At 51.6% G+C, this 23,511-nt stretch carries 22 protein-coding genes; 16 read left to right on the top strand and 6 right to left on the bottom strand.

The features are described from left to right. Window positions 1-39: 39 nt before the first annotated feature. The 9 genes from xdhA to V7723_RS05975 all read left to right on the top strand — a co-directional run bounded on the left by xdhA (window position 40) and on the right by V7723_RS05975 (window position 11,901). The gene (gene xdhA / locus V7723_RS06015; RefSeq protein ID WP_335683537.1) at window positions 40-1,506 is read left to right on the top strand and encodes a xanthine dehydrogenase small subunit; all 1,467 of its coding nucleotides are present in this window, start codon (window positions 40-42) and stop codon (window positions 1,504-1,506) included. Then, on the top strand, window positions 1,499-3,847 hold the full coding sequence (gene xdhB / locus V7723_RS06010) for a xanthine dehydrogenase molybdopterin binding subunit (RefSeq protein WP_335683536.1): 2,349 nt from the start codon (window positions 1,499-1,501) through the stop codon (window positions 3,845-3,847). The genes xdhA and xdhB overlap by 8 nt, the downstream gene beginning before the upstream one ends. After that, complete coding sequence (gene xdhC / locus V7723_RS06005) at window positions 3,844-4,899, top strand: xanthine dehydrogenase accessory protein XdhC (protein WP_335683535.1); 1,056 nt, start codon at window positions 3,844-3,846, stop codon at window positions 4,897-4,899. Before xdhB ends, xdhC begins: the two co-directional genes overlap by 4 nt. A gap of 62 nt (window positions 4,900-4,961) precedes the next feature. Beyond that, the gene (locus V7723_RS06000) at window positions 4,962-6,515 is read left to right on the top strand and encodes an ABC transporter ATP-binding protein (RefSeq protein ID WP_335683534.1); all 1,554 of its coding nucleotides are present in this window, start codon (window positions 4,962-4,964) and stop codon (window positions 6,513-6,515) included. After that, a complete protein-coding gene (locus tag V7723_RS05995) occupies window positions 6,505-7,581 on the top strand; it encodes an ABC transporter permease (RefSeq protein WP_335683533.1) in 1,077 nt (358 codons plus the stop codon). The genes V7723_RS06000 and V7723_RS05995 overlap by 11 nt, the downstream gene beginning before the upstream one ends. Continuing rightward, a complete protein-coding gene (locus tag V7723_RS05990; RefSeq protein WP_335683532.1) occupies window positions 7,581-8,510 on the top strand; it encodes an ABC transporter permease in 930 nt (309 codons plus the stop codon). Before V7723_RS05995 ends, V7723_RS05990 begins: the two co-directional genes overlap by 1 nt. A 42-nt stretch (window positions 8,511-8,552) precedes the next feature. Continuing rightward, entirely contained in the window at window positions 8,553-9,632 is a 1,080-nt protein-coding gene (locus V7723_RS05985) for a BMP family ABC transporter substrate-binding protein (RefSeq protein WP_335683531.1), read from the top strand. A gap of 84 nt (window positions 9,633-9,716) precedes the next feature. After that, entirely contained in the window at window positions 9,717-10,739 is a 1,023-nt protein-coding gene (locus V7723_RS05980) for an adenosine deaminase (RefSeq protein WP_335683530.1), read from the top strand. Continuing rightward, a complete protein-coding gene (locus tag V7723_RS05975) occupies window positions 10,726-11,901 on the top strand; it encodes a cysteine desulfurase family protein (RefSeq protein ID WP_335683529.1) in 1,176 nt (391 codons plus the stop codon). Before V7723_RS05980 ends, V7723_RS05975 begins: the two co-directional genes overlap by 14 nt. 217 nt (window positions 11,902-12,118) lie before the next feature. On the opposite strand, the gene V7723_RS05970 is transcribed toward V7723_RS05975, so the two are convergent. The 3 genes from V7723_RS05970 to V7723_RS05960 form a co-directional block, all read right to left on the bottom strand. Beyond that, entirely contained in the window at window positions 12,119-13,147 is a 1,029-nt protein-coding gene (locus tag V7723_RS05970; protein WP_335683528.1) for a hypothetical protein, read from the bottom strand. A 128-nt stretch (window positions 13,148-13,275) separates the two neighbouring features. After that, a complete protein-coding gene (locus tag V7723_RS05965; protein ID WP_335683527.1) occupies window positions 13,276-14,193 on the bottom strand; it encodes a LysR family transcriptional regulator in 918 nt (305 codons plus the stop codon). Window positions 14,194-14,214: 21 nt separating this feature from the next. Next, complete coding sequence (locus tag V7723_RS05960; RefSeq protein WP_335683526.1) at window positions 14,215-14,352, bottom strand: hypothetical protein; 138 nt, start codon at window positions 14,350-14,352, stop codon at window positions 14,215-14,217. Window positions 14,353-14,476: 124 nt separating this feature from the next. Here V7723_RS05960 and V7723_RS05955 point away from each other — a divergent pair, with 124 nt between their 5' ends. Both V7723_RS05955 and V7723_RS05950 read left to right on the top strand, forming a co-directional pair. Next, window positions 14,477-15,676, top strand: coding sequence for a urate hydroxylase PuuD (locus tag V7723_RS05955; RefSeq protein WP_335683525.1), 1,200 nt, complete (start codon window positions 14,477-14,479; stop codon window positions 15,674-15,676). Window positions 15,677-15,787: 111 nt separating this feature from the next. Further along, on the top strand, window positions 15,788-16,150 hold the full coding sequence (locus V7723_RS05950) for a hypothetical protein (protein ID WP_335683524.1): 363 nt from the start codon (window positions 15,788-15,790) through the stop codon (window positions 16,148-16,150). 68 nt (window positions 16,151-16,218) lie between these two features. Here the strand turns inward: V7723_RS05950 and V7723_RS05945 are convergent, their stop codons facing one another. After that, window positions 16,219-17,331, bottom strand: a complete 1,113-nt coding sequence (locus V7723_RS05945) for a hypothetical protein (protein ID WP_335683523.1) — start codon at window positions 17,329-17,331, stop codon at window positions 16,219-16,221. A 184-nt stretch (window positions 17,332-17,515) separates the two neighbouring features. Here V7723_RS05945 and V7723_RS05940 point away from each other — a divergent pair, with 184 nt between their 5' ends. Then, a complete protein-coding gene (locus tag V7723_RS05940; protein ID WP_335683522.1) occupies window positions 17,516-18,838 on the top strand; it encodes a hypothetical protein in 1,323 nt (440 codons plus the stop codon). 268 nt (window positions 18,839-19,106) lie between these two features. On the opposite strand, the gene V7723_RS05935 is transcribed toward V7723_RS05940, so the two are convergent. After that, window positions 19,107-19,688, bottom strand: coding sequence for a MarR family winged helix-turn-helix transcriptional regulator (locus tag V7723_RS05935; protein ID WP_335683521.1), 582 nt, complete (start codon window positions 19,686-19,688; stop codon window positions 19,107-19,109). 60 nt (window positions 19,689-19,748) lie between these two features. Between V7723_RS05935 and V7723_RS05930 the strand changes: the two genes are divergently transcribed. The 4 genes from V7723_RS05930 to V7723_RS05915 all read left to right on the top strand — a co-directional run bounded on the left by V7723_RS05930 (window position 19,749) and on the right by V7723_RS05915 (window position 22,276). Beyond that, window positions 19,749-20,507 (top strand): hypothetical protein, encoded by a 759-nt coding sequence (locus tag V7723_RS05930; RefSeq protein ID WP_335683520.1) that lies wholly within the window; start codon window positions 19,749-19,751, stop codon window positions 20,505-20,507. A gap of 104 nt (window positions 20,508-20,611) precedes the next feature. Beyond that, complete coding sequence (locus tag V7723_RS05925; protein WP_335683519.1) at window positions 20,612-21,043, top strand: hypothetical protein; 432 nt, start codon at window positions 20,612-20,614, stop codon at window positions 21,041-21,043. Further along, a complete protein-coding gene (locus V7723_RS05920) occupies window positions 21,040-21,642 on the top strand; it encodes a LysE family translocator (RefSeq protein ID WP_335683518.1) in 603 nt (200 codons plus the stop codon). The genes V7723_RS05925 and V7723_RS05920 overlap by 4 nt, the downstream gene beginning before the upstream one ends. A 229-nt stretch (window positions 21,643-21,871) precedes the next feature. Then, complete coding sequence (locus tag V7723_RS05915) at window positions 21,872-22,276, top strand: VOC family protein (RefSeq protein ID WP_335683517.1); 405 nt, start codon at window positions 21,872-21,874, stop codon at window positions 22,274-22,276. Here the strand turns inward: V7723_RS05915 and V7723_RS05910 are convergent. Further along, window positions 22,273-23,490 carry a serine hydrolase domain-containing protein gene (locus V7723_RS05910; protein WP_335683516.1) on the bottom strand — a complete coding sequence of 406 codons (1,218 nt, stop codon included), beginning with the start codon at window positions 23,488-23,490 and terminating at the stop codon, window positions 22,273-22,275. The genes V7723_RS05915 and V7723_RS05910 overlap by 4 nt on opposite strands. Window positions 23,491-23,511 lie beyond the last annotated feature (21 nt).

The raw sequence follows: 23,511 nt of genomic DNA, 5'->3' as shown, positions 1-23,511 counted from the left end.
TTGACCGCTATACCTAGACTATAAGACCCGGAGAGATTTATGAGACAGAAAATACGCTTTGTTCAACGAGGTGAAATTGTAGAGATGGAAAATGTCGATCCGACAAAAACCGTCTTGAATTTCCTCCGCTATGAGCAAGCGCTGACCGGGACCAAGGAAGGCTGCGCGGAAGGTGATTGTGGTGCCTGCAGTGTTGTCGTTGGTGAAATCGTCAACGGGGCCCTTCGGTATCAAGCAGTCAATGCCTGCATTCAGTTCCTGCCAACATTGGATGGCAAGGAACTGATTACCGTGGAAGATTTAAAATCCGAAGACGGCAGTTTGCATCCGGTTCAAGAAGCAATGGTTGCACGACATGGTACTCAATGCGGTTTCTGCACACCCGGCTTTGTTATGTCGATGTTTGCGGAAATGCATTCAGACAGCAATTCTGATCGCGGTCATATCGACAATGTTTTGGCGGGGAACCTTTGCCGCTGCACCGGCTATGGTCCGATTATTCAGGCCGCGCAGGATATTGCAGAGGGTAAACCTCGAGACAAATTCCATGATCAATCACCAGCCACAGTTCAGTTGCTATCCTCTCTGCAGGAAGACCCAAGCCTGCATCTAAAATTTCAGGATCGGCAGTATTTTGCACCAAAAACAATTGCTGAACTGTCTGAAATTTTAAGCGAAAACCCGGATGCAACTATTCTTGCGGGCGCGACGGATGTCGGCCTTTGGGTTACCAAACAACATCGTGAGCTTGCTACTGTCGTCTATCTTGGCCAAGTCGCTGAATTAAAAAACATGTCAGTTGAAAGGGATGAACTCGCTATCGGCGCCAGTGTCACTTATAGCGAAGCATGGGGGGAAATTGCCTCCCATTATCCTGATTTTGGTGAATTGATCCGCCGCATTGCGTCAACTCAGATCCGAAATACCGGAACTATTGGTGGAAACATTGCGAATGGCTCGCCGATCGGCGATACCCCCCCTGCCCTGATTGTCCTGAATGCCCGGCTACGGTTGCGTTCCGTTGAGGGATTCCGCGACATACCGCTGGAGGATTTCTTCATCGAATATGGAAAACAGGATCTGCGCCGCGGTGAATTCGTCGAAAAGCTTTATTTGCCTCTGCCCGAAAAGAATAATTTCTTTTCAACCTACAAAATTTCAAAGCGGTTTGATCAAGATATTTCGGCGGTTTGCGCCGCTTTTCATATGTCGCTTAGCAACAATAAAGTCGACAGCATCCGCATTTGTTACGGCGGGATGGCCGGAACACCCATGCGTGCTGCAAAAACTGAGGCAGCTTTACTCGGACAGGACTGGTCTCTCGCTACCGTTGAGCAGGCTATGAAAATCATGTCAGATGACTATCAACCCATGTCCGATATGCGTGCCAGTAAAGACTATCGTATGATGAGTGCTCAAAACCTTCTGAAAAAATTCTTTATTGAAACGTCGTCTCCCGACATCGATACCCGCATCGTTGGAGAAGGAAAAATGGCCTATGCATAATCCATCTTCTTCTGAGATCAAGGGCGCCATTTATAAAGGCCTGGCCCATGACAGCGCCGCCAAACAGGTTGCCGGTGAAGCCGCTTACATTGATGATATCGCCGAGCCTAAAGACATGCTTATGCTGTATGTGGCACAAAGCCAGAAGGCCCATGCGCGGCTGCTGAAGCTTGATGTCTCGGCAGTCAAAACCGCCCCCGGTGTTGCTGCAGTTCTAACAGCCGACGATGTGCCCGGGATCAATGACGCCTCCCCAATTGCTGGCGACGATCCTTTGTTCGCGGAAGATCTTGTTGAATGTGTTGGACAGTCCATCTTTGCCGTCGCCGCCGAAACCATTGAGCAGGCTCGATCCGCAGCCAAACTGGCCATCGTCGAATATGAAGAACTCCCGGCTTTACTGACCGTCGAGCAAGCGATCGCCGCAGATTCCTTTGTTCTACCCTCACGTGAAATTATCCGTGGCAACCCCGTTGAGGCTATCGAAGCAGCGCCAAATCGGATCAGTAACCGTATGGAAATAGGTGGACAGGAGCATTTCTATCTTGAAGGTCAGATAGCCTTTGCGGTTCCCGGAGAAGATGATGATGTTTTCGTATATTCGTCAACTCAACATCCGACGGAAGTCCAGCATAATGTCGCCAAGGTTCTAAAAGTTTCCGATCATTCCATTATCACTGAAATTCGCCGCATGGGCGGTGCTTTTGGTGGCAAGGAAACACAAGGTGCCTGGTATGCGGCAATGGCGGCGTTGGCCGCCGTCAAAACCGGGCGTCCTACGAAAATCAGGCTAGATCGTGATGATGATATGATCATGACCGGCAAACGCCACGATTTCGTCGTCAATTTCGATGTCGGCTTCGATGATGACGGCCGTATTCTTGGCGCCGATTTCGTCTTCGCGTCGCGTTGTGGACGTTCTGTTGATTTGTCCGCTTCCATTAATGACCGGGCCATGTTCCACGCGGACAATTGTTATTTCCTGGAAAATGTCTCCATTGTCTCTCATCGTTGTAAGACACATACCGTATCAAACACGGCGTTTCGAGGGTTCGGCGGACCACAAGGCATGTTAATACCTGAACGCGTGATGGATACCATTGCCTCATTCTTGAATAAAGACCCTCTAGAGGTTCGCAAAATTAATCTGTATGGCAAGACAGAACGCAATGTAACGCCCTATCAAATGACGGTCGAAGACAATGTCGCACCGGAAATAATCGATGCGCTTGTTACATCTTCAAACTATGTGGCCCGGCGTAAGGCCATTCGAAAATTCAATGAAACCAGCCCAGTTTTGAAAAAGGGTATCTCGTTGACCCCCGTAAAATTTGGCATTTCCTTTACTGCCACCCACCTTAACCAAGCGGGTGCTTTGTTGCATGTCTATACAGACGGCAGCGCCATGATTAATCACGGCGGGACGGAAATGGGACAAGGTCTCTATACCAAGGTTGCACAGGTAGTTGCCGAAATACTGCAGATCGATGTCGGCCAAGTAAAAATTACAGCAACGCGGACAGATAAGGTGCCGAATACGTCACCGACAGCGGCTTCATCCGGATCGGATCTAAATGGCAAGGCAGCCGAAGCAGCCGCCAATACAATCAAGGAGCGGCTCGTAACATTCGCTGCGGCCCATTATAAAGTAGATGAGGAAGCTGTTGTCTTCCTTCCCAACCGGGTTCGCGTCGGTGCAGAAGAAATGGCTTTTAAAGATTTAGTGCAAGCCGCTTATATGAACCGTATTTCTTTGTCCGCGACGGGGTACTATCGCACACCGAAAATCCATTATGATGCCGCCACATTATCCGGGCGCCCGTTCTATTATTTCGCCTATGGTGCGTCGGTTTCTGAAGTCGTCATCGATACCCTCACAGGTGAAAATAAAGTCGTCGCGGTCGATATCCTCCATGATGCGGGCAAGAGTCTTAACCCCGATATCGATAAAGGTCAGATCGAGGGTGGGTTTATCCAAGGCATGGGCTGGCTCACAACGGAAGAACTCTATTTTGACGCAAAAGGGGTTCTCAAAACTCACGCGCCGTCCACTTACAAGATACCGGCATGCAGCGACCGGCCTGAGATCTTCAATATGGAAATTTTTGAAGATGGCATAAATGTTGAAGATTCTATTTTCAAATCAAAAGCTGTGGGCGAGCCGCCACTGATGCTGGCCATCTCAGCTCTTTCAGCCCTTGCCGATGCGGTCAGCAGCGTTTCAAATTACAGGCAATATCCAGATCTGGATGCGCCCGCAACGCCCGAACGGATTTTGATGAGTGTTCGAGAAATGCAAAAGACTGCCCAGACGCAAATGTCTAGTGAGGCAGCTCAATGAATAACTGGCCCTGCATATTGGCAGCCATCGAAGGTCTGGAAGAAGAAGCCGTGCTTATCACCGTTGGTGAGGTAAAAGGATCAACACCTCGCGAAACAGGGGCCAGCATGCTCGTCACCGCAAGCGCACTTGCAGGAACCATTGGCGGCGGCCGGTTAGAATATATGGCTGTGGAAAAGGCGCGCACGTTACTGGAAGCATCTGGCGAACAGGCGTCCTTCCGGCTTCAATTACCTTTAGGGCCTGAACTCGCCCAATGTTGCGGTGGTCATGTTGATATACTCGTCAGCAAACTAACAATAGACGATTATACGATATTTAACCAGTTAAATAATTATAACAGGGAATCCGTTCTATTAACTCAATGGACAAGTGAAGATTGCCGACGACAGCTCCTATCGTCCACGGATACTAGGCTATATTTGGATAAACCTTTGCAGGCCGCAATTTACCGGAGACTACATAATCCGGGCGCCGAAATCGTCTCGTCCAGCAGTTCGAATGACGCAGCCTTCAGCCTGGTTCAATCGATGTCGACTTCTGAATTTCAAGTGACCCTTTTCGGCGCCGGACATGTCGGAAAGGCCGTCGTCACCGCACTATCACCGCTTCCATGTACAATCACCTGGATTGATGAGCGGGCCGATGAGTTTCCGGCATTATTGCCAAAAAATGTGATTAAACGCATTTCGAATTCTCCGGCTTCCGAAGTTTCAAAATGTGTGGCAGGTGGATATTTTCTGGTCATGACACATAGCCATCAACTGGATCTCGAGATTTGCGAAGCCGTTTTGAAAGACTCTGGCGAAAGCTATTTGGGCTTGATCGGATCTGCTACGAAGAAGAAAAAATTTGAAAAACGGTTGGCTGTTCGCGGATTGAAGACGAACGATATTCGCCGGATCACTTGCCCTATCGGGTTACGTGAACTAGGCGGAAAGCGTCCAGCCGAAATAGCCATCAGTGTTGCAGCGGAAATAGCAATGATGGTGCAAAAACAAGCGCAGACAATGGCGCCAAGTGAAACTCAAAGCGCAGGGGCGCGACAATAGAATAAAGCAGATCCATAAGCCGAAAATCGGCAACTGATTTGCATATCGGGGGAGATTGTTGAATGACGAGTAGCAGCGGAACGATACCGCAGCTTGAATTGAAGGGGATAACGAAACAATATCCCGGATGCCTGGCGAATGATCATATTGATCTGAAAATTATGCCCGGTGAAATTCATGCGTTGCTGGGCGAGAACGGGGCGGGGAAAAGTACCCTTGTGAAGACCATTTATGGTGTTCTGAAAGCCGATGAAGGGGACATCTTCTGGGAAGGTGAGCTAACTGAAATACCGAACCCGCATACGGCGCGGAAAATCGGTGTCGGCATGGTGTTCCAGCATTTCTCCTTGTTCGAAGCGATGACCGTGACCGAGAATATTGCCCTGGGCATGTCTGGCAGCCAGAACATGAAAGATCTGGAGAACCGGATCGTCGAGATTTCCAATAGCTATGGGCTGCCGCTGGACCCAAACCGGCAGGTCCATACCTTGTCAGTCGGCGAGAAGCAGCGCATCGAGATTGTTCGCTGCCTGCTGCAAAAACCCAAACTGCTGATCATGGATGAGCCGACATCGGTTTTGACGCCGCAAGAAGCGGATAAAATGTTCGAAACCTTGCGCCGGTTGTCGTCGGAAGGTGTCTCGATCCTGTATATCAGCCATAAACTCGATGAGATCAAAGCGCTGTGTCACAAGGCGACGATCCTGCGCGGCGGTAAATATATCAGCGAATGCGATCCCACACAGGAAACCGCAAAAAGCCTGGCAGAAATGATGATCGGCACGGATTTGAAGGCGCCGGAGCATCATGACGTGGCGGAGGCAGGCCCGGTCCGCCTGCGGGTGCGCAATCTAACCGTGGATGCGGATGCCGAGTTCGGCATAGATCTCAGTAGTATTAATTTTGAAGTCAGAGGCGGCGAGATCCTGGGGGTTGCCGGGGTCGCCGGTAATGGTCAGATCGAGATGTTATCCGCGCTCAGCGGTGAGACAACGGTTACCGATCTGGAGGCCGTGCAGCTGGATGGTCAGTCTATGAGCCGCCTCGCACCGGCGCAACGGCGGGATCTGGGGCTGGCGTTTGTGCCAGAAGACCGCCTCGGTCATGGCTCGGTGCCGGAAATGATGTTGACGGAAAATGCTTTCCTCAGCGGTTACCGCCGCATGAACCTGATGAAGGCCGGGTTTATTGATATCGGTGCCACATCGCGTTACGCGCAGGAAATTGTCGACAAGTTTGATGTGCGCACGCCGGGCATCAATCATACGGCAGACAGCCTGTCCGGCGGCAACTTGCAAAAATTTATTGTTGGCCGTGAAGTGTTGCAAAACCCCAATGTGATTATTGTCGCGCATCCCACCTGGGGTGTAGATGCCGGGGCGGCATCGGCAATCCATCAGGCGCTGATCGACATGACCGAACAAGGCGCGGCCGTGCTGGTCGTCAGTCAGGATCTGGACGAGTTGTTTGCCATCAGCAATCGCATTGCGGTGATTGCCGAAGGCCGGCTCTCACCTGCCCGCAACATTCAGGACATCACCATCGAGGAAATTGGCTTGCTCATGGGCGGCACCCACGGCTTGGGCGAAACGGAAGGGCAAACCAATGTTGCTTAAAATCGAGAAACGCGCCGAATATTCGCGCGCCATGATCTATTTAACGCCGGTTTTTGCGTTGGCCCTGACCTTGCTGACCAGCGTCGTGCTGTTCACCCTGCTCGGCGTCAGCCCTGTCGAAGCGCTGTATAACTTCTTCATCCTGCCGATCAATTCGGAATATGGCCTGTCAGAGCTGTTTGTAAAAGGCACGCCGTTGATCCTGATTGCCATCGGCCTGTCGGTCGGTTTCAAGGCCAATGTGTGGAATATTGGTGCCGAGGGCCAACTGATCATGGGCGCCATTGTCGGCAGTAGTCTCTTTATCTATTTCCATGAAATCGACAGCGTCTTCCTGCTGCCCGCGATGATCCTGCTCGGCGCCCTCGGCGGCGCAGCCTGGGCGGCCATCCCGGCGTTCCTGAAAACCCGCTTCAACGCCAACGAGATCCTGACCAGCCTGATGCTGGTTTATGTGGCCGAGCAGATCCTGTCGCTATTGGTACTTGGCCCGTGGCGCGATCCAGACGGGTTCAACTTCCCTGAATCCCGGACGTTCAGCGAAAGCGCCGACATGCCGATCCTGATTGCCGGAACGCGCATGCATTTTGGTACCCTGCTGGCCTTTATGGCGGTCTTTGGGGCCTGGATCATGATGTCGAAAACCCTGATCGGTTTTCAAATCAAGGTTATCGGCTCCGCCCCGACGGCCGGCGGCTATGCCGGGTTCAGCCAGAAAAAGATCATCTGGTTCGGCCTGTTGTTTGGCGGCGGCATGGCCGGTATCGCCGGCTTGTCGGAAGTCTCTGGTCCCATCGATCAGATCCTGCCCAGCATCTCGCCGGGTTATGGATTTACAGCGATTATTGTCGCCTTCCTCGGACGGCTGCATCCGGTTGGCATCCTGTTTGCCGGATTGCTGATGGCGCTGACATATCTCGGCGGTGAAACGGCCCAAATTAATCTTGGCTTGCCGGTGGCCGTCACCGGTGTGTTTCAGGGCATGATCCTGTTTTATCTCTTGGCGTGTGACGTTCTGGTTCACTATCGCTTTCGTTTGAATAGCTTTGGAAAGGCAGCGTCATAATGTCTGGTTTTGATTGGATCGTTCCGGTAATTCTTACCGTCATCACCGCGGCAACGCCGCTTGTCTTCGCCGCCCTTGGGGAACTTGTTACCGAGAAATCCGGCGTCCTTAACCTCGGCGTTGAAGGCATGATGCTGGTCGGCGCCGTGACCGGATTTGTGACTGCGACCGTCACCGGTAATTATTTTCTGGCCGTGGCCCTTGCCGCCGTCGCCGGCGGGTTTATGGCCTTCCTGTTTGGCATCCTGACCTTGTCCCTGATGGCCAATCAGGTCGCCACCGGCCTTGCCCTGACCCTTTTCGGTGTCGGATTGAGCGCGCTAATGGGTCAAGAGTTTGTAGGAGAGCCCGTGCAAGCCCTGTCCAAACTCAACATTCCCGGGATTTCGGATATTCCGATAATCGGCCCCATTGTGTTCGGGCAGGACGGATTAGTCTATCTGTCCTTTGTCATGGTCGCTGCCGTCAGCTGGTTCCTATACAAAACCAAAGCCGGGTTGATTCTCCGGGCTGTTGGCGATTCTCACGATGCGGCCCATTCCATCGGCTATTCTGTCATCGGCATCCGCTATATGGCGGTTATTTTTGGCGGCGCGATGTCTGGCATCGGCGGCGCTTATCTGTCTCTTGCCTACACCCCGATGTGGGCAGAAAACATGACGGCAGGCCGCGGTTGGATCGCTCTTGCCCTGATCGTTTTTGCCACCTGGAAGCCCGGCCTTGTTCTGGTTGGCGCCTATATGTTTGGCGGCATCACAATCTTGCAGTTGCATGCGCAGGCAGCTGGGATAGACTTACCGTCACAGATTTTATCCATGCTTCCGTATCTGGCTACAGTCCTTGTACTGGTGCTGATATCAAAAGACCAATCTAGAATAAGAAAACACGCACCGGCCTGCATTGGAAAGATATTCCACCCTGCGGCCTAAATTGAAGAAACAAGAAACGTTATTTAAACAGAGGAGAACGTAATGAAGTTAAAACATATCTCAACCCTGCTGGGTGCAGCCGCCGTTGCCGCCAGCATGCTGGTCGCGGGAAGTGCCGGCGCAGAAGACAAAGTAGGCTTTGTCTATGTTGGCCCCGTGGGCGATCATGGCTGGACATACCGTCATGACCTCGGCCGTCAGGCCGTCCAGAATGAGTTTGGCGACAAGGTCAAGACAACATTCGTGGAAAGCGTCAAGGAAGGCCCCGATGCCGAACGCGTCATCCGCAAAATGGCCGCCGATGGTCATAAGCTTATTTTCACCACCTCTTTCGGTTATATGAACCCGACATTGAAAGTGGCGAAGCAGTTCCCGGGCGTCAAGTTCGAACATGCCACCGGATATAAGCGCATGGACAATGTCAGCAACTATTCTGCGCGCTTTTATGAAGGCCGCTATGTGGTCGGTAAAATTGCCGGTAAGATGACAAAATCCAACGTTATCGGTTATATCGGCTCCTTCCCAATTCCAGAAGTTGTTCGGGGTATCAACGCCATGATCCTGGCAGCGCGCAGCGTCAACCCTGATGTGGTTGTCAAGGTTGCCTGGGTCAGTACTTGGTACGATCCAGGTAAAGAAGGCGATGCCGCCAAAGCCTTGATTGACCAGGGCGCAGACGTTATCCTGCAGCACACAGACAGCCCGGCCCCTCTGCAAGTTGCAGAAGCTCGCGGTGTCTGGGCTGTTGGCCAGGCTTCCGACATGGTCAAATTTGCACCAAAAGCGCAATTGACCGGCATCATTGACGACTGGGACGGTTATTATATCGCCCGCACCAAAGCCGTCCTCGACGGCAGCTGGAAATCAGAGGATACATGGGGTGGTTTCAACTCCGGTATGGTTCAGCTGGCGCCGTATAACAAGGCAATCCCGGCAGATGTCATTCAGCTTGCTGAAGACACGCGCAAAGGCATTGAAGACGGATCAATCAAACCGTTTGCAGGCCCGTTCAACAAGCAAGATGGTTCTGTCGGCGCAGCCGCAGGATCAGAACTTGATGATGGTACATTGCTCGGTATGAACTGGTATGTTGAAGGCGTTGAAGGACAGCTGCCTAAATAACCAGACGACCAAGATTATGACCCCGCCGATCTTGAATGGGTCGGCGGGGTTATTATTTAGGCCCTAAAGGATGAGGAGAATGAGATGCAGGACTTGAAGACATTCTATGAGGGCATGCCAAAAGCAGAACTCCATATGCATATCGAGGGCAGCCTTGAGCCGGAACTGATGTTCGAGCTTGCCGCCCGCAATAAAATCGACTTGCCCTTCGCCTCCGTCGAGGATGTGCGTAAAGCCTATGATTTTTCTAACCTGCAGGACTTCCTCGATATTTATTATCAAGGGATGGGAGTTCTGATGACGGAGCAGGATTTCTACGATCTAACCTGGGCGTATCTGACGAAAATCCATGACCAGAACGTTATCCATACGGAAATTTTCTTTGATCCGCAGGGCCATACGGGCCGCGGCGTGTCTTTTGAAACGGTTGTGGGCGGTATCTCCCGGGCGCTTGACGACGGCACGGCGACTTACGGTATATCATCAAAACTCATCCTGTGCTTCCTACGCCATCTCAGCGAAGAAGACGCGTTTGCAACCCTTGAGCTGGCCCTGCCCCATAAAGACAAGATCGCCGGCGTCGGACTGGATTCATCGGAACTTGGGCATCCCCCGTCGAAGTTCGCGCGGGTTTTTGCGGCCGCCAAAGAGGCTGGATTTCTGGCCGTTGCCCATGCCGGGGAAGAAGGCCCGCCAGAGTATGTTTATGAAGCGTTGGATCTGTTAAAAATCGACCGGCTTGATCACGGCAACCGGGCGCTTGAAGATGACGCGCTCGTGGCGCGTCTGGTCTCGGAAAATATGGCGCTGACGGTCTGTCCGTTGTCCAATTACCATCTGGCCGGTGTGTCCGATATGCGCCAGCATCCAATCCGCAAAATGCTCGACCTTGGCCTCAAGGCGACCCTGAACTCCGACGATCCGGCGTATTTCGGTGGCTATATGAACGAAAATTTTGACGCGGTGGTTGGCCCACTGGACATGACGAAGGATCATATTCTGACATTGGCCCGCAACGGCTTCGATGCCAGTTTTATTTCTGATCGCCAAAAGCAGGCGCTACAAGATAAGCTCACCGCCTATGTTGCGGATTATGACGCCGCGTAGCATCATCCATAAAGGCGCAACCATCGCCTTGCCGCTTTATCTGGACTATCAGGCATCGACGCCGCTTGATCCCGTGGTGCGGCGGCAGATGGCCCCGTATCTCGATCACTTATGGGGCAATCCCCATAGCAGCACTCACGGATTTGGCCATGACGCCCGCAATGCCATCGAGGCGGCGCGGCAGCAGATTGCCGAGTTACTGGGGGCCGAGCCGCAAGAAATCATCTTTACCTCCGGCGCAACCGAGGCCAACAATCTGGCTCTTCTGGGTCATGTGCGCAGCCACAACGGCGCCCGCCATGTGATCTCGGTAGCGACGGAGCATGAAGCGGTTTTGGCACCACTGAAACAGCTGCAAGCGGAAGGGGTCGAGGTGACGCTTTTATCGGTTGACGCCCGCGGCGGGCTGGATCTGGATCAGCTGAAACAGGCGCTGCGTCCCGAGACGGTGCTGGTCAGCGCCATGATGGCCAATAATGAAACCGGCGTCTGCCATGATCTGGACGTCCTCGGGCAAATTTGCCGCGATGCAGGGATTACCTTTCACAGTGATGCGGCGCAAGGGCTCAGCACAAAAGAGCTCGATGTCGGGCAGACCGCCGTCGATCTGCTCAGCCTGTCCGGACATAAGATTTATGGTCCCATGGGGATCGGGGCTCTCTATCAACGAGAGGAATGCGCCCTCACCCCGTTGCTGCATGGCGGGGCTCAGGAAAAAGGGCTGCGCGCCGGAACGCTGCCAACGGCGCTTTGTGTCGGATTGGGGGCGGCCTGTGCTTTGCTAACGGATCAACGAGAGGCCGATGCGACGTGGATTTCTGAGTTGCGCCGGCAGCTTGTGACCGGCCTTAGAACCGCGCTCGGATCAGCTGTTCAGGTGAACGAGGCGGCGGATCGACAAATCCCTGGATGTCTCAGTCTGCGCTTTGACGGCATTGAGGCCGAAGATCTGCTGCATGCGCTGCCCGATCTGGCCCTGGCGACCGGATCTGCCTGCACATCGCGCGATGCCCGCCCCTCCCATGTGCTGCTGGCCATGGGGCAAAGCGCCGTAGACGCCTCGGCGACGCTTCGTCTGGGCATCGGCCGAGGGACGACGGCAGGGGATATTACCTATGTGATCGACCAGCTGGTGGCCACTTACCCGAACCTCTCCGGGTGATGGGGATCCCAGCTTTGAAAGTACTGACGAGATAATTGACCATTTTTGCAGTCGCGACCGCGGATAAGAGCCGCCGCGACTGATCTGTCAGGCCTAGAAAACACTTTTCGCGCTATATCACCATCTCAATTTTCAGATATACATGGGTTGAGTAAAAAAGAGTGGCGCTGTCAGACAGGCTGATAGCAATCAGGCCAACTCCAAAGGCCTGGTTTTATTATTCGACTTCATCCATCTTGCTCATATCTTGCGTTACTAATGGTTGAATGGAGACGTCAATATCGTCCGCGCCAGTGTCGGGTTGTGCCAGATTATCCAGCTGACTAATTGAATTTAGACTTGCCTCAGCCTCGTCTTCCGTTCGATCCAGCAATTTGGGATTATCCTTTAGATCTTCGGCTATCAATTTTTCCGCCTCGTCCGTCGCCGTATCGACCCAGGGTATCTGCGAAAAATTTCCCATGTTGAGTTCGATTTTTTGGGCCCCAGATTTCTCTCTTCCAAGTTCACGTCCAGGCTGTTTCAAAGAAGCATCACCCCCTGGTTTATATAAAAAGAATGATCCTTTTGTCGGATCCAGATAAGCGTATCCTCGCTCTTTTGGTGCACCTGTCGCAAGGTCAAATTCGTCTCGATGCCGGACTATGCCGTCATAGGTCTCCGCTATCACATAACGATGTAATTTGTTGGCCAGGTCTTGTGCGAGATTTTTACCTAAAACTTCACTGTAGCGTCCCGCGGAACAGCTGAATAATCTAACATTTTTACCTTCGAGGTATCCGACAGCCAATTCAACGGTTATTTCTGATGCTTTTTTCTTGCCAACCTGTTGCGCAAGTTTTGTTTCATCGCCGTCAAAAATTTCCTTTAAATCATTAACTGTTACTGGCCATGCTCTGCTCATGGAAGCTTTCTTGGTTGTCTTGCTTGGATCTGGCTTCGCATCGCCATAAAGCTCCTCTTCATAAAACATCAGAACACTGGATATATCGTCCTCATCATCAAATGATGGTACGGAATGACCGACGATATCAACCCAGTCACTTCGCTCCGAAAAATAAGGTGTGAACAGACCTGCGGCCTCCGGTTCCCGAGTATCTGATATATGTTTACTAAATGCGACGACTGTAAATGGTTGAACACGACGTAATTGGTAAAATGGCTTGATAACGGGCTGTGAATGAGCAAGCGATTTTGTCGCTTGTTTAATGGCTTTTTTGGCATATTGGACGAGAAATGCTCTCATAAATTATCCTTCTCTTGTAGGGTTTAACGCTCCTATAGATTGTAATAATTTAATTAATTTCAATATTTAGTTGATATTTTTACGGTAGCTAGCAACTTTCCCTATATGATCGACCAGCTGTTGGCGGCTTACCCAAATCTCTCCGGGTGATGGGGGTCCCAGCTTTGAAACGCGCCGACCAGATGATCAATCCATAATCGAAGCCGCGGCGGCGGATAGGGTCCGCCAGGAAACACCGCCCATATGGGATGGGAATTGGGCGGATAGTCAAGCATCACCCGAACCAGCCGGCCGGCATTCAGGTCGTCGATGATTTCCCAGACGGACTTGACCGCCAGTCCCCGTCCTTCCAGCACCCAGTCGGTCAGGACATCTCCATTATCCGTGTCCAGATTGCCTTTTACCGGCACGGTGACCAGCCTCCCGCCCTCAATAATCTGCCATTGAAACTGGGTCGAACCGGGAAAGCGCAGCAATAAGCACTCATGCTTGAGCAAATCCGCCGGGACCTCGGGCGTGCCGGCGCGGGCCAGATACTCCGGCGTGGCACACATCACCCGATGGTCATGGGCTAGCCTACGGGCTTTCATGGTGGAATCGTCAAGATCGGCCATGCGGATCGCAATATCCACCTTGTCCTTGACCAAATCGACCAGCCGGTCGGTCAGCTGCAAGCGGAACTGCAGGTCAGGATGGGACTCGCAAAAGCGCGAGATCAGCGGCGCCAGACAGCGCCGGCCAAAGCTCACCGGCGCCGAAATGGTGATGCTGCCGCGCGGATTCCGGTCGGGCGGGGTCAGCGACGCCTCGGCATTCTCAACATCTCTCAAGATATTTTTACAGCGTTCGAAATAAATCAGCGCCTCTTCGGTCGGCACCACCTGACGGGTGGTCCGGTAGAGAAGGCGCACACCGATTTCGGTCTCCAGTTTGGCGACCCGGGCACTGATCACTGCCGTCGATTGTCGCAACTCCCGGCCGGCTTGTGAAAAGCTGCCCTGCTCCACCACTGCCACAAATGCCGCCATATTCACCAACGTTCCCATATCCCGCTCCCTCTCCTATTCCTAATCCCTCTCCGATTTCCAGCCCACCTCCAACTCCAACTCCGCTTCAACCTCGGTCTCAACCGTAACCGCGGCCTCCGCCTCTGCTTCCGCTTCCGCTTCCGCTTCCGCTTCCGCTTCCGCTTCCGCCGCGAACACACATGATTATCAATATATTTTTTATAGTAAATCATTATTTTTGTGATTTTGTAGATAATGGAAATTCTCTATAGTCGGTAATTCGCGGGGTAGATGCGATCAGGGGAAGAGGGAGACGAGATCCATGGCAGTAGAAATGATGGAATGGGTGCAGCTGGCAGTTCGCTGGATTCACATGATTACCGGGATCGCCTGGATCGGCGCCTCATTTTATTTTGTCTGGCTCGACATGAACCTGACCCCGCCCGAAAAAGACGGCTACAAGGACAAAGCCGGCGTCGGCGGTGAGCTGTGGGCCGTACATGGCGGTGGCTTTTACGAGGTGCAGAAATATCGCGCCGCGCCGCCGCAAATCCCGCCGACCTTGCATTGGTTCAAATATGAGGCCTATTTCACCTGGATCAGCGGTTTCATCCTGCTGACCATGCTGTATTATTTCGGCGCCGAGATTTACACCATCGACAAAAGCATCGCCGATATCTCGGTCGATGTGGCCATCCTCATCGGCATCGGATCGATCGTCGGCGGCTGGTTCGTCTATGATATGATGTGCCGCTCCCCGCTGATCAATAATCAAGCCGTCTTTGGCGTCGTGCTGTTTATCCTGCTGACCGCCAGCGCCTGGGGCCTGTCTCAGGTCTTCACGGGGCGCGCGGCGTATATCCATGTCGGCGCCATCATGGGCACGATCATGGTCGCCAATGTGCTGGTCATCATCATCCCCGGCCAGACCAAGATGGTCAACGCCGCCAAGCGCGGAGAACCCGCCGATCCGCTCCCCGGTTTGTGGGCCAAGCAACGCTCCTTGCATAACAACTACCTCACCCTGCCGGTGCTGTTTATCATGATCAGCAGCCACTATCCCATGACTTATGGCAGCAGCTATGGCTGGCTGTTGCTGGCCGGCATCGCGCTGGTCGGCATCCTCGTCCGGCATTTCTTCAACATGAAGAACCAGGGCAAGGCCAAACAGGGATTTATCCTGCTGCCCATCGCCTTCGTGCTGTTCTTCTTCATCGCCTATGCATCGACGCCAAAGTCCGACCTCGCCGATATGGCGCCGGTCCCCTTCGCCGCAGTCGAGAAAATCATCTATGACCGCTGCGCCAGTTGCCATGCGACCAACCCGACCAGCAAGGATTTCGACAGCCCGCCCAAAGGCGTCAAGCTGGAAACCCCGGCCCAGATTGTCCGCGAGAAAACCCGCATCCGCCAGCAAAGCGTCGCCACCAAGACCATGCCGCAAGGCAATATCACCAACATGACCGACGAGGAACGCAAGCTGATCGGCGGCTGGATCTATCAGGGGGCCAAGACGGACTAGACGCAGGGTAAAAACACCCCTCACCCCCCTTGGAAGCTTTGTGTTGGTTTGAGTGTGATTTGCGAAAAAATCGTCGTATAGTCGATTTATTTCTGCTGTCGGAGACCCCCTATGTCAGATTATCCAGCGTCCCTTGATCATATGCTTGCTGCCTGGAACGAGCCAGATAAGTCGCGCGTGCGAGAGCATCTCGAGCGGGCTCTGGCCCCCGATATCCGGTTCGTTGACCCGTCTATCGATGTGACCGGTATCGATGGGTTCGAGGCAAATGTCCACGACGTGCAAGCCAAAATACCGGGCGCTGTGTATTCGCGAACCAGCGGCGTTGACTCGCATCATGGCGTCTATCGGTATCACTGGGCTATTCACCAGAACCATAAACTGGTGATGGCCGGCTTCGATGTTGCGGAAGTTGACGCATCCGACCGCGTCGCGCTGGTAATCGGGTTCTTCGGACCTGTCCCGGAACTGTAGGACAGGTGGTTTTGCGCGTCCCGGCTGGATCGCGTAGGATGCGAAAATGGATAGAAAATTAATCTTCTCTAACCACTTCTCAACATGGTCTTCTCTCTTAATGCAGACAATATTGCAGACACATGTTCAGAAAAATCCATTCCGTTAGTTTCCACAATTTGACGAAGCAACACTTCAGTGTTTATAAGCGCATTGTCTGGTTCCGGGACGCCCTTAAGCGTAGTTAAAGTGAAATTGGAAATGTAATAATAGAGCTTACTTTCGCATTCATTCCCGAATATTTTTACTAGGTTTTTCCGAATCTCTGTATGGAAATCGGTTTTTCTGTGCGAGAAATCCTGACTAATAATATGATCTACAAAACCTTGCCAGCTCTTTGCCATTTGGTCTTTTTGGAAATCTGTCAACATGTGCTCACCTAAAGGAACCAACAACATTCGAGCTGCAATCGGACCCGCACTATCCATGGAAATCAGAGGGCCACACAATAAGTCAGTACCGCCAATTTGTTGCACTGCCTGAATTCTATAACCTAGGCTTTTCTTGGTATTACTGTTCCGCGCATGACCAAATAAATAGAGCGTACCGCTTTCATTATACACACCATTTCCCTGCACCTGCCAGGTGTGGTTTCCGCGTTGGTAACGGTTCAGATACCGGACAAACGGACTTTTTGTACCTTTTTGTTTAAATATTCTAAAATAGAACCTGACAATATCACCATTAATAGAACTTCGCCTGTATCCAATAAACTTGCCCAAGAACGCCTCGGGGACTTCGACATTAAAATCTGCTATGTCAACATCACGTGCTAGCCTGAGAAAGGGATTTTGACCACCAGCAACCTGTGCATTAAAATTCTTTTGAAGTTTTTCTATCTTCTCAATAATACCTTTTGCAGCTTTTTCCTCTTTTTGCACTGATCTGAGAAAACCTAAGGCGTCCAATGTTACAAAATCATATAACATTGCCCTAAGATCCGCCCGTTGCGGCATCGCTTGTTCTGTGAACAGTCTGTTGACTTTTTTCCCGTCGAAATCTTCCTCCAGATCTAAGTCAAAAATATGCTCGCGGAGTCTCGTTCTAAGACTTCGGAAAAGCCTGTTATGGAGTTTGATGGAAACATAAATATCCGTCAGGTCTTTAACGTGTGATTCGCGCAATGTATTCGAATATAACATATTACTACTATATAAAATTGAACATCATTTTTAAAGTAATATTTTCTTAATTTATTATTTTTCAATGAGTTAACATCGAAAATGGCACAGCACGGGGCATCCAAACCCGGAAGTGCGTCGACTTACAGTTTTGAATTAACCATAAATAAAATGGACACCAAACATGGTTAAGAGGAGGACATTCATGACACAGTATGGCGATACAAAAACAGCACTTAGACAGCAAATAAAAAAAGAAAATCGCGCAACTGCACATGGAGAAAAGGAAAGTATTGCACTGGAGTTTAACGATACAAAGCTTCTCAGCAATCGCCAAAAACTGGGCAGCATAATGAAGACTGCAGGGGATACTATTTATTTATCTTTCAACACGGTCGCTGGAATTGGTGCCCCTGTGGCGATCGCGGTTACCCTTGGCGTTACTGGGGCCGGCGCCCTAATTGAGAATGTGTTGTCGGGAAACTACCTGGCAATGATATTGGCAGTGACCAGTACAACTGCGTTAATGAGTGGCTCGTTATCGGCAGGTTTTCTTGTTCAAAAAAATCAATTTTCTAACCATCTAAAAGCAATGGAGGAGCACATGCGCGATCAAAGCAATCAAAAAATACGCGACCAAGAAACAAAAACAACCTTCGCCCGTATGATGAATGAAATTAGTGAGTCAGTCTCATTGCTTGCAGAACAGGTTAGCCTTCAAAATCAAGCGGAGTCCAGTCTTAGTCTATGTACGTCAAATCAGGCTTCTACCTGGACCGGTTGGAAAGATAATTCTAGACTGATCAGCGTTGGCGGTATGGCGCAATGTGATGTAAATGAATACCGAAACGGTGAGGGCGAGCTCCGCTACAAAGGCGATCAGGAGCGCCTAATCAACTGGCTTTCGCGATTTATGGGGGAAGAAAAGCTAAATCAAATTGACCTGCTTTTTATGGAAAAGGACCATAAGCTGCAGGGTGATTTCAGACCACCTGCTGCTCTAAAACGGGTATTAGCGGCCTATAAAAGTGTTAAACAAATAGCGATGAATAGTGGGCTCGAACAGTTCCTTGATTTTTCTCATGTAAAAGTTCACCTTTTTCCGTCGGAGTATCAGGTTACAAACGCCTTTTTTGTCGGTGAGAAAAAGATCCAGAATTCATCAGGCCGTAAAGATGTCGTGCCGGTATTGATTAAATACGATTCACTCGGGCAGGTTATTTCCAGTGTTACATCAATTCTCGAACCAAAGGTCTATATCAGTTTCGATAAGGAAGAGATACAATCGCATCGACACTTGGTAGATTCATGGCTACCGCATGCTTCACGCACATTCAGCATGAACGAACTAATGTTGAAGTATGAAGATCAAATTCTTTTGGATGAATGTGATTATAAACTGAGCTATGCAGAATTGATTTCGTTAAAACTACCGATTCCGGAACAAATGAGGCATCTTTCGCGTACTTTATTAGATGACTACCAGATCATCGATTCCGGAGATGGAAGCTTCAGTATCAACGGTTGAAAGAAAATCTGATCGCTAAATCATTGTAGTTTGGTCAGAGGGATTGCCTTCGTTCCCTCTGACCCCTTTCTTTATATAGATCTGGAACCAATTGAAACATGCCCTATCCGTCGGTTCCATCGTCAACAACAACTGTCCGGCTCAACAACTAATGTCCGCAAGCCGGTGTTGTTCAATACCAAAATAAACAGAAACGATGAGCGTCAAAGAGCGCAAACCGCCAGGCGGCTGGTTCGCGAAAGACACAAAAATCGCGGACACGACCCAGTTACGCAATCTCGGACTGTTCGTGGCAGATTTGGGTGGTTTCAGGAATTGAGAGGGGTTCGTCCAGCAGTTCACAAAACCCGCCCTGGGCGGTCTTTCGATGATAGACACATGTTTTGCAGATCCCAAAGGGACGCAACCCTCTCTGGTGCAATGTTGTGCGAACCAACATTTCAAGACCGGAAAGCAGCGACGACATGTCTGTGTCGTTCAACAAGGGTGCCGCGGCCTCAATTGTGCTGATTTTTTGAAAAAGTGCCTCACCTTGTTTGGTAACGGAATAAGAAATTGATCGCTTGTCCTGATCCGAGCGGACCTCTTTGACGAGTCCCTTCCTGGCAAGCGCCTTTAACGTTTGTGAGACCGTCCCTCTCGTTGCCGTCATGAAGTCGGAAACCTGTGAGGGGGAACGGGAGAATCTGTTGGCTCTGACCAAATAGGATAACGCTGTCCATTGAACAGGGTTTATATCTTCAGCCCATTCGTCGGCTGAATTGATACGGGCAAGCCGATCAATCAATTCCTTGACGCGATTTTGGTCCAGTTTACTCATCGCTATATAGTAGCGACTCGAAATAATCATTGCAATGTGAAATTTCCATGCTATTACTAGCGAGTCGCTATCACTTATATGGAGATCACAATGAAACCCCTAATCCTCACAACAATTGCTTTATCCCTGGGCGTCGGTTCTGCGTTTGCAGACGGCGATCCTAAATCCCACGCCCTTCATCAGGAAGGTGCTATTAAGTCTGCTGCCGACAGTTCGAAAGCCGCCGCCTTTGATATTCTGGCGGCCCATGTGCACCGTAACGGCAGAACGGTTACTTTTCACATGACCACCAATGGCGTTGCCGGTTCTGAAAAACCCGAGCCGGTCGGATCTCTTGGCGGCGCGCCCGTGCTTTCTTATGTCTGGCCGACATCCCTCGATCCCTCAATCGTTGGATTTGAGGGTAAGACCGGTATATTGGCCCTTGCCGCCACAAGCCATCCGGACTTTGATGACACCCCTCTTTATGATGAGGATGGCGACGGTGACCCGGCCAATGATGGTACGAAATGGCACAGCCACTGGGTGGTGCTAACACCGACCGAGGCCTGCGGCGAAGGCGCATTGGGCGTGCGAGACATTCCCAAAGGGGAAACACCGAAGATGCCGGCGACCTGGCCCGGACTGCCAATTTTTATCGACAGCCCCGGTTTTACACCTTTGTTTGATGGCCCGGAAATCAAGATCAATGTGTCGTTTGCGGATGCCGGCGCCATTGCCGGAGCCGGATATGACGGTGTCACATCGGCTTTGAAAGTGAATGCAAATGTCCATGCGCCGCTGCTGTGCATAACGGACGTCTTTGATGTCGCGTCGGGCGATCTTAGCCTCCCCGGTAAAATCAACTAGCCCCGGGCCCGCGTCAATCCTTGACCATAAAATCCCCGCGATGTTAAATGCATCCATTGGTAAGGAGATACCCGATGGTAAAAAAACGCATTGGCGACCCGTGGATGCCTGCCCCCGAGTATGGCCGGTCACTCACCGGGCTTGGGGTTAATCTGCTGGTGCGCGATATGGATCGCGCGCTGGCGTTTCAAAAGCAGGTGCTGGAGGCAGAGGTCGTCTATGCAGATCCGGATTTTGCCGTTGTCAGAGGCTATGGCGCCAGCTGGATGCTGCATGCGGATCATACTTATTCGGATCATCCGCTGACCGGCAGCCTCACCTCAGCGCAGGCGCGCGGCGTTGGCGTTGAGCTGCGTCTGCATGGCTGCGATCCCGATGCCGCCGAAGCCAGAGCACGGGCGCGCGATGACACCGTGCTGGCAGGTGCTCTAGATAAACCCCATGGGCTCCGCGAAGCCTATCTCGTCGATCCGGATGGATATTTATGGGTTCCGGATGTGCCGGTGGCCGCTGATGAGGGCGGAGAGACGCCGTGACGTTCGAACATTTACTCGCCTTCAACCTCGCTTTATTTGCCGCCATCGCCAGCCCCGGTCCGGCGTTGTTGGTGGCGATCCGCACGACATTGAGTTCGGGTCGGCGCGCCGGCATTGCCATGGGTGCCGGGTTGGGTTTGGTTGCCGCCTTGTGGACGCTGGCCGCTTTGTTGGGGCTTGAAACCATCTTCACGTTATTTCCCTGGGCCTATACCACAGCGAAAATCGGCGGGGCGCTTTATCTGCTGTATATCGCCTATAAAATGTGGGCCGGTGCCCGGCAGGCTGTGACGGCGACAAACAAGCCGACATCCCATGCTTTTCGCCAAGGGCTCACAATCAATCTGCTCAACCCGAAATCAGTTTTATTTGCGGCCGCCGTTTTGATCGTGATCTTTCCCGCCAACATGACCCTGGCGGAAAATATCGTCATCGTCTCCAACCATCTGTTGGTAGAGATTGCCTTTTACACCCTGCTGGCCCTTGTCATGAGCACCCCCGCGGTCAGCGAAAAATACTTGCGGGCCAAGGTTTATATCGACCGCGTCGCGGCGGGAATTCTCGGCCTGTTGGGCCTTCGTCTGATCACCGATCGATAGAAGAGGTTACTTATTTTTTTATGCCATTCTTGTGGAAGAATATTTCATATCTTGTTGTAAATAAGTAGTATTCTAATATTTAAATTTAAACCGGTTTTATTTTTTAAAATGGTTTATTTTTTTGTTTGTGCATTGCGGCCTGCAGGTTAGAATTCCCCGTGTCGGCACCGAAATTCAGGCTGGATTGTTTTCCGCGTGACACTCATATGTTCTTATAAAGGAGCCCCTCATGGTCAATCATACCAGCTCGCCGTTTAACGCCATCAAGGCGATTGACTATACGGTCGTCTATGTTCGTGAGATGGGCGCCATGCGGTCTTTTTACGAAGACGTTCTGGGCTTTGCGTGCCACCGGGAATTGTCGCCCGACTGGATTGAATATCAAATTGGCCCAAATACACTGACCCTTGCCAATCCAAAACGAACGGAAACCGAGGCACCCATTCCACCGGGAAGTGCCGCCTTGCAGCTGGCTTTTAAAGTTTCTGTGGCCGACGTAGATCGATGCGCCGATGAACTACTTTCCCATGACATTGATCTTCTCTCTCCGCCGACCAATCAATCTTTCGGCCACCGCACTCTGTTCTTCCGTGATCCGGATGGCAATGTGATGGAAATTTACGCGGAGATTTAGTCGATCAGCGCCTGATGGACCAGCGTCCGCAATTCTTTGCGCAGCGGATACTGACTGCTGGGGGCCAGTTGGGTCAGGAACAGCACGGTCATTTCCTCAACCGGATCAACCCAGAACACCGTGCTTGCCATGCCGCCCCAACCGAAGTCGCCAACCGATCCCATCATCTGCGATTTCGGCGGATCCAGCATAACCCAACCACCCAGGCCAAAGCCCACGCCCTCAAATGAGATTTCGGAAAAGACCGGCTGGCCATTCTCCGCCAGATCCCCGACCAGATGGTTTTGGGTCATGTAATCGACAGTGCGCGAGCCCAGTAATCTTTCACCGTTGTACGCGCCTCGTTGACGGATCATTTCAGCGAATTTGAAATAGTCTCCCGCTGTCGACATTAAACCGCCGCCGCCTGAATAACATTCCGTCCGGCCCGCACGGAACACGGATTTCGACGCCGCATCCAGAAGCTTTATCTTACCATCAGGGCCACGGCCATAGAGGGACGCGAAACGGTCAATTTTTTCATCGGACACATCAAACGCTGTATCGGTCATCTTCAGCGGGCCGAGAATATGGTCGCCCAGGAAGCTGCGCAGGTCCGATCCGGAAATCACCTCCACCAGCCGGCCGACCACATCTGTCGACACCCCATAATTCCACCGCGCCCCCGGCGTGAAGAGCAGTGGCAGCTCTGCCAACTTGTCCACCTGGCTTTCCAAGCTGCCGCGACGAGGTCCAAAATCCATTTTGATGGCGGCGTACGCCTCCCCCAATATCCCGCCGTTAAAATCATATGTCAGACCCGACATGTGCGTGAGCAAATGACGAAGGGTCGGTTTGACCGTAGCCGGTTCCGTATCTTCGATGGTTTGCGCATTGGGTCGCAACACCTGCATGTTCTTGAAAGCCGGAATAAACCATTCCACCGGGTCATCGAGATGGCATAATCCCTTTTCAAATAACATCATCAAGGCAACAGACGTCACCGGTTTGGTCATGGAATAAAACCGTGAAATGGTATTTTCATTCCATGGAATATTATTGTCAATATCGGCAAACCCAACATTTCGCGAATAGACGATCTGACCGCGACGGGCGATCAAGGCGCTGGCTCCCGCTAGTTTCCCGCCATCCACATAGCGGTTCATCCAATCTGTTATGGCTTCCAGGCGATTGCTGCTAAATCCAACCGATTCCGGTTTCTGTGTCACATTCATTTGTTCGCGTCCTTTTTATTG

It is taken from the genome of Sneathiella sp. (assembly GCF_036960985.1).
Lineage (GTDB): Bacteria > Pseudomonadota > Alphaproteobacteria > Sneathiellales > Sneathiellaceae > Sneathiella.
Note: the sequence above shows the minus strand (reverse complement) of the source record. Positions and strands in the feature narration are given on the sequence as shown.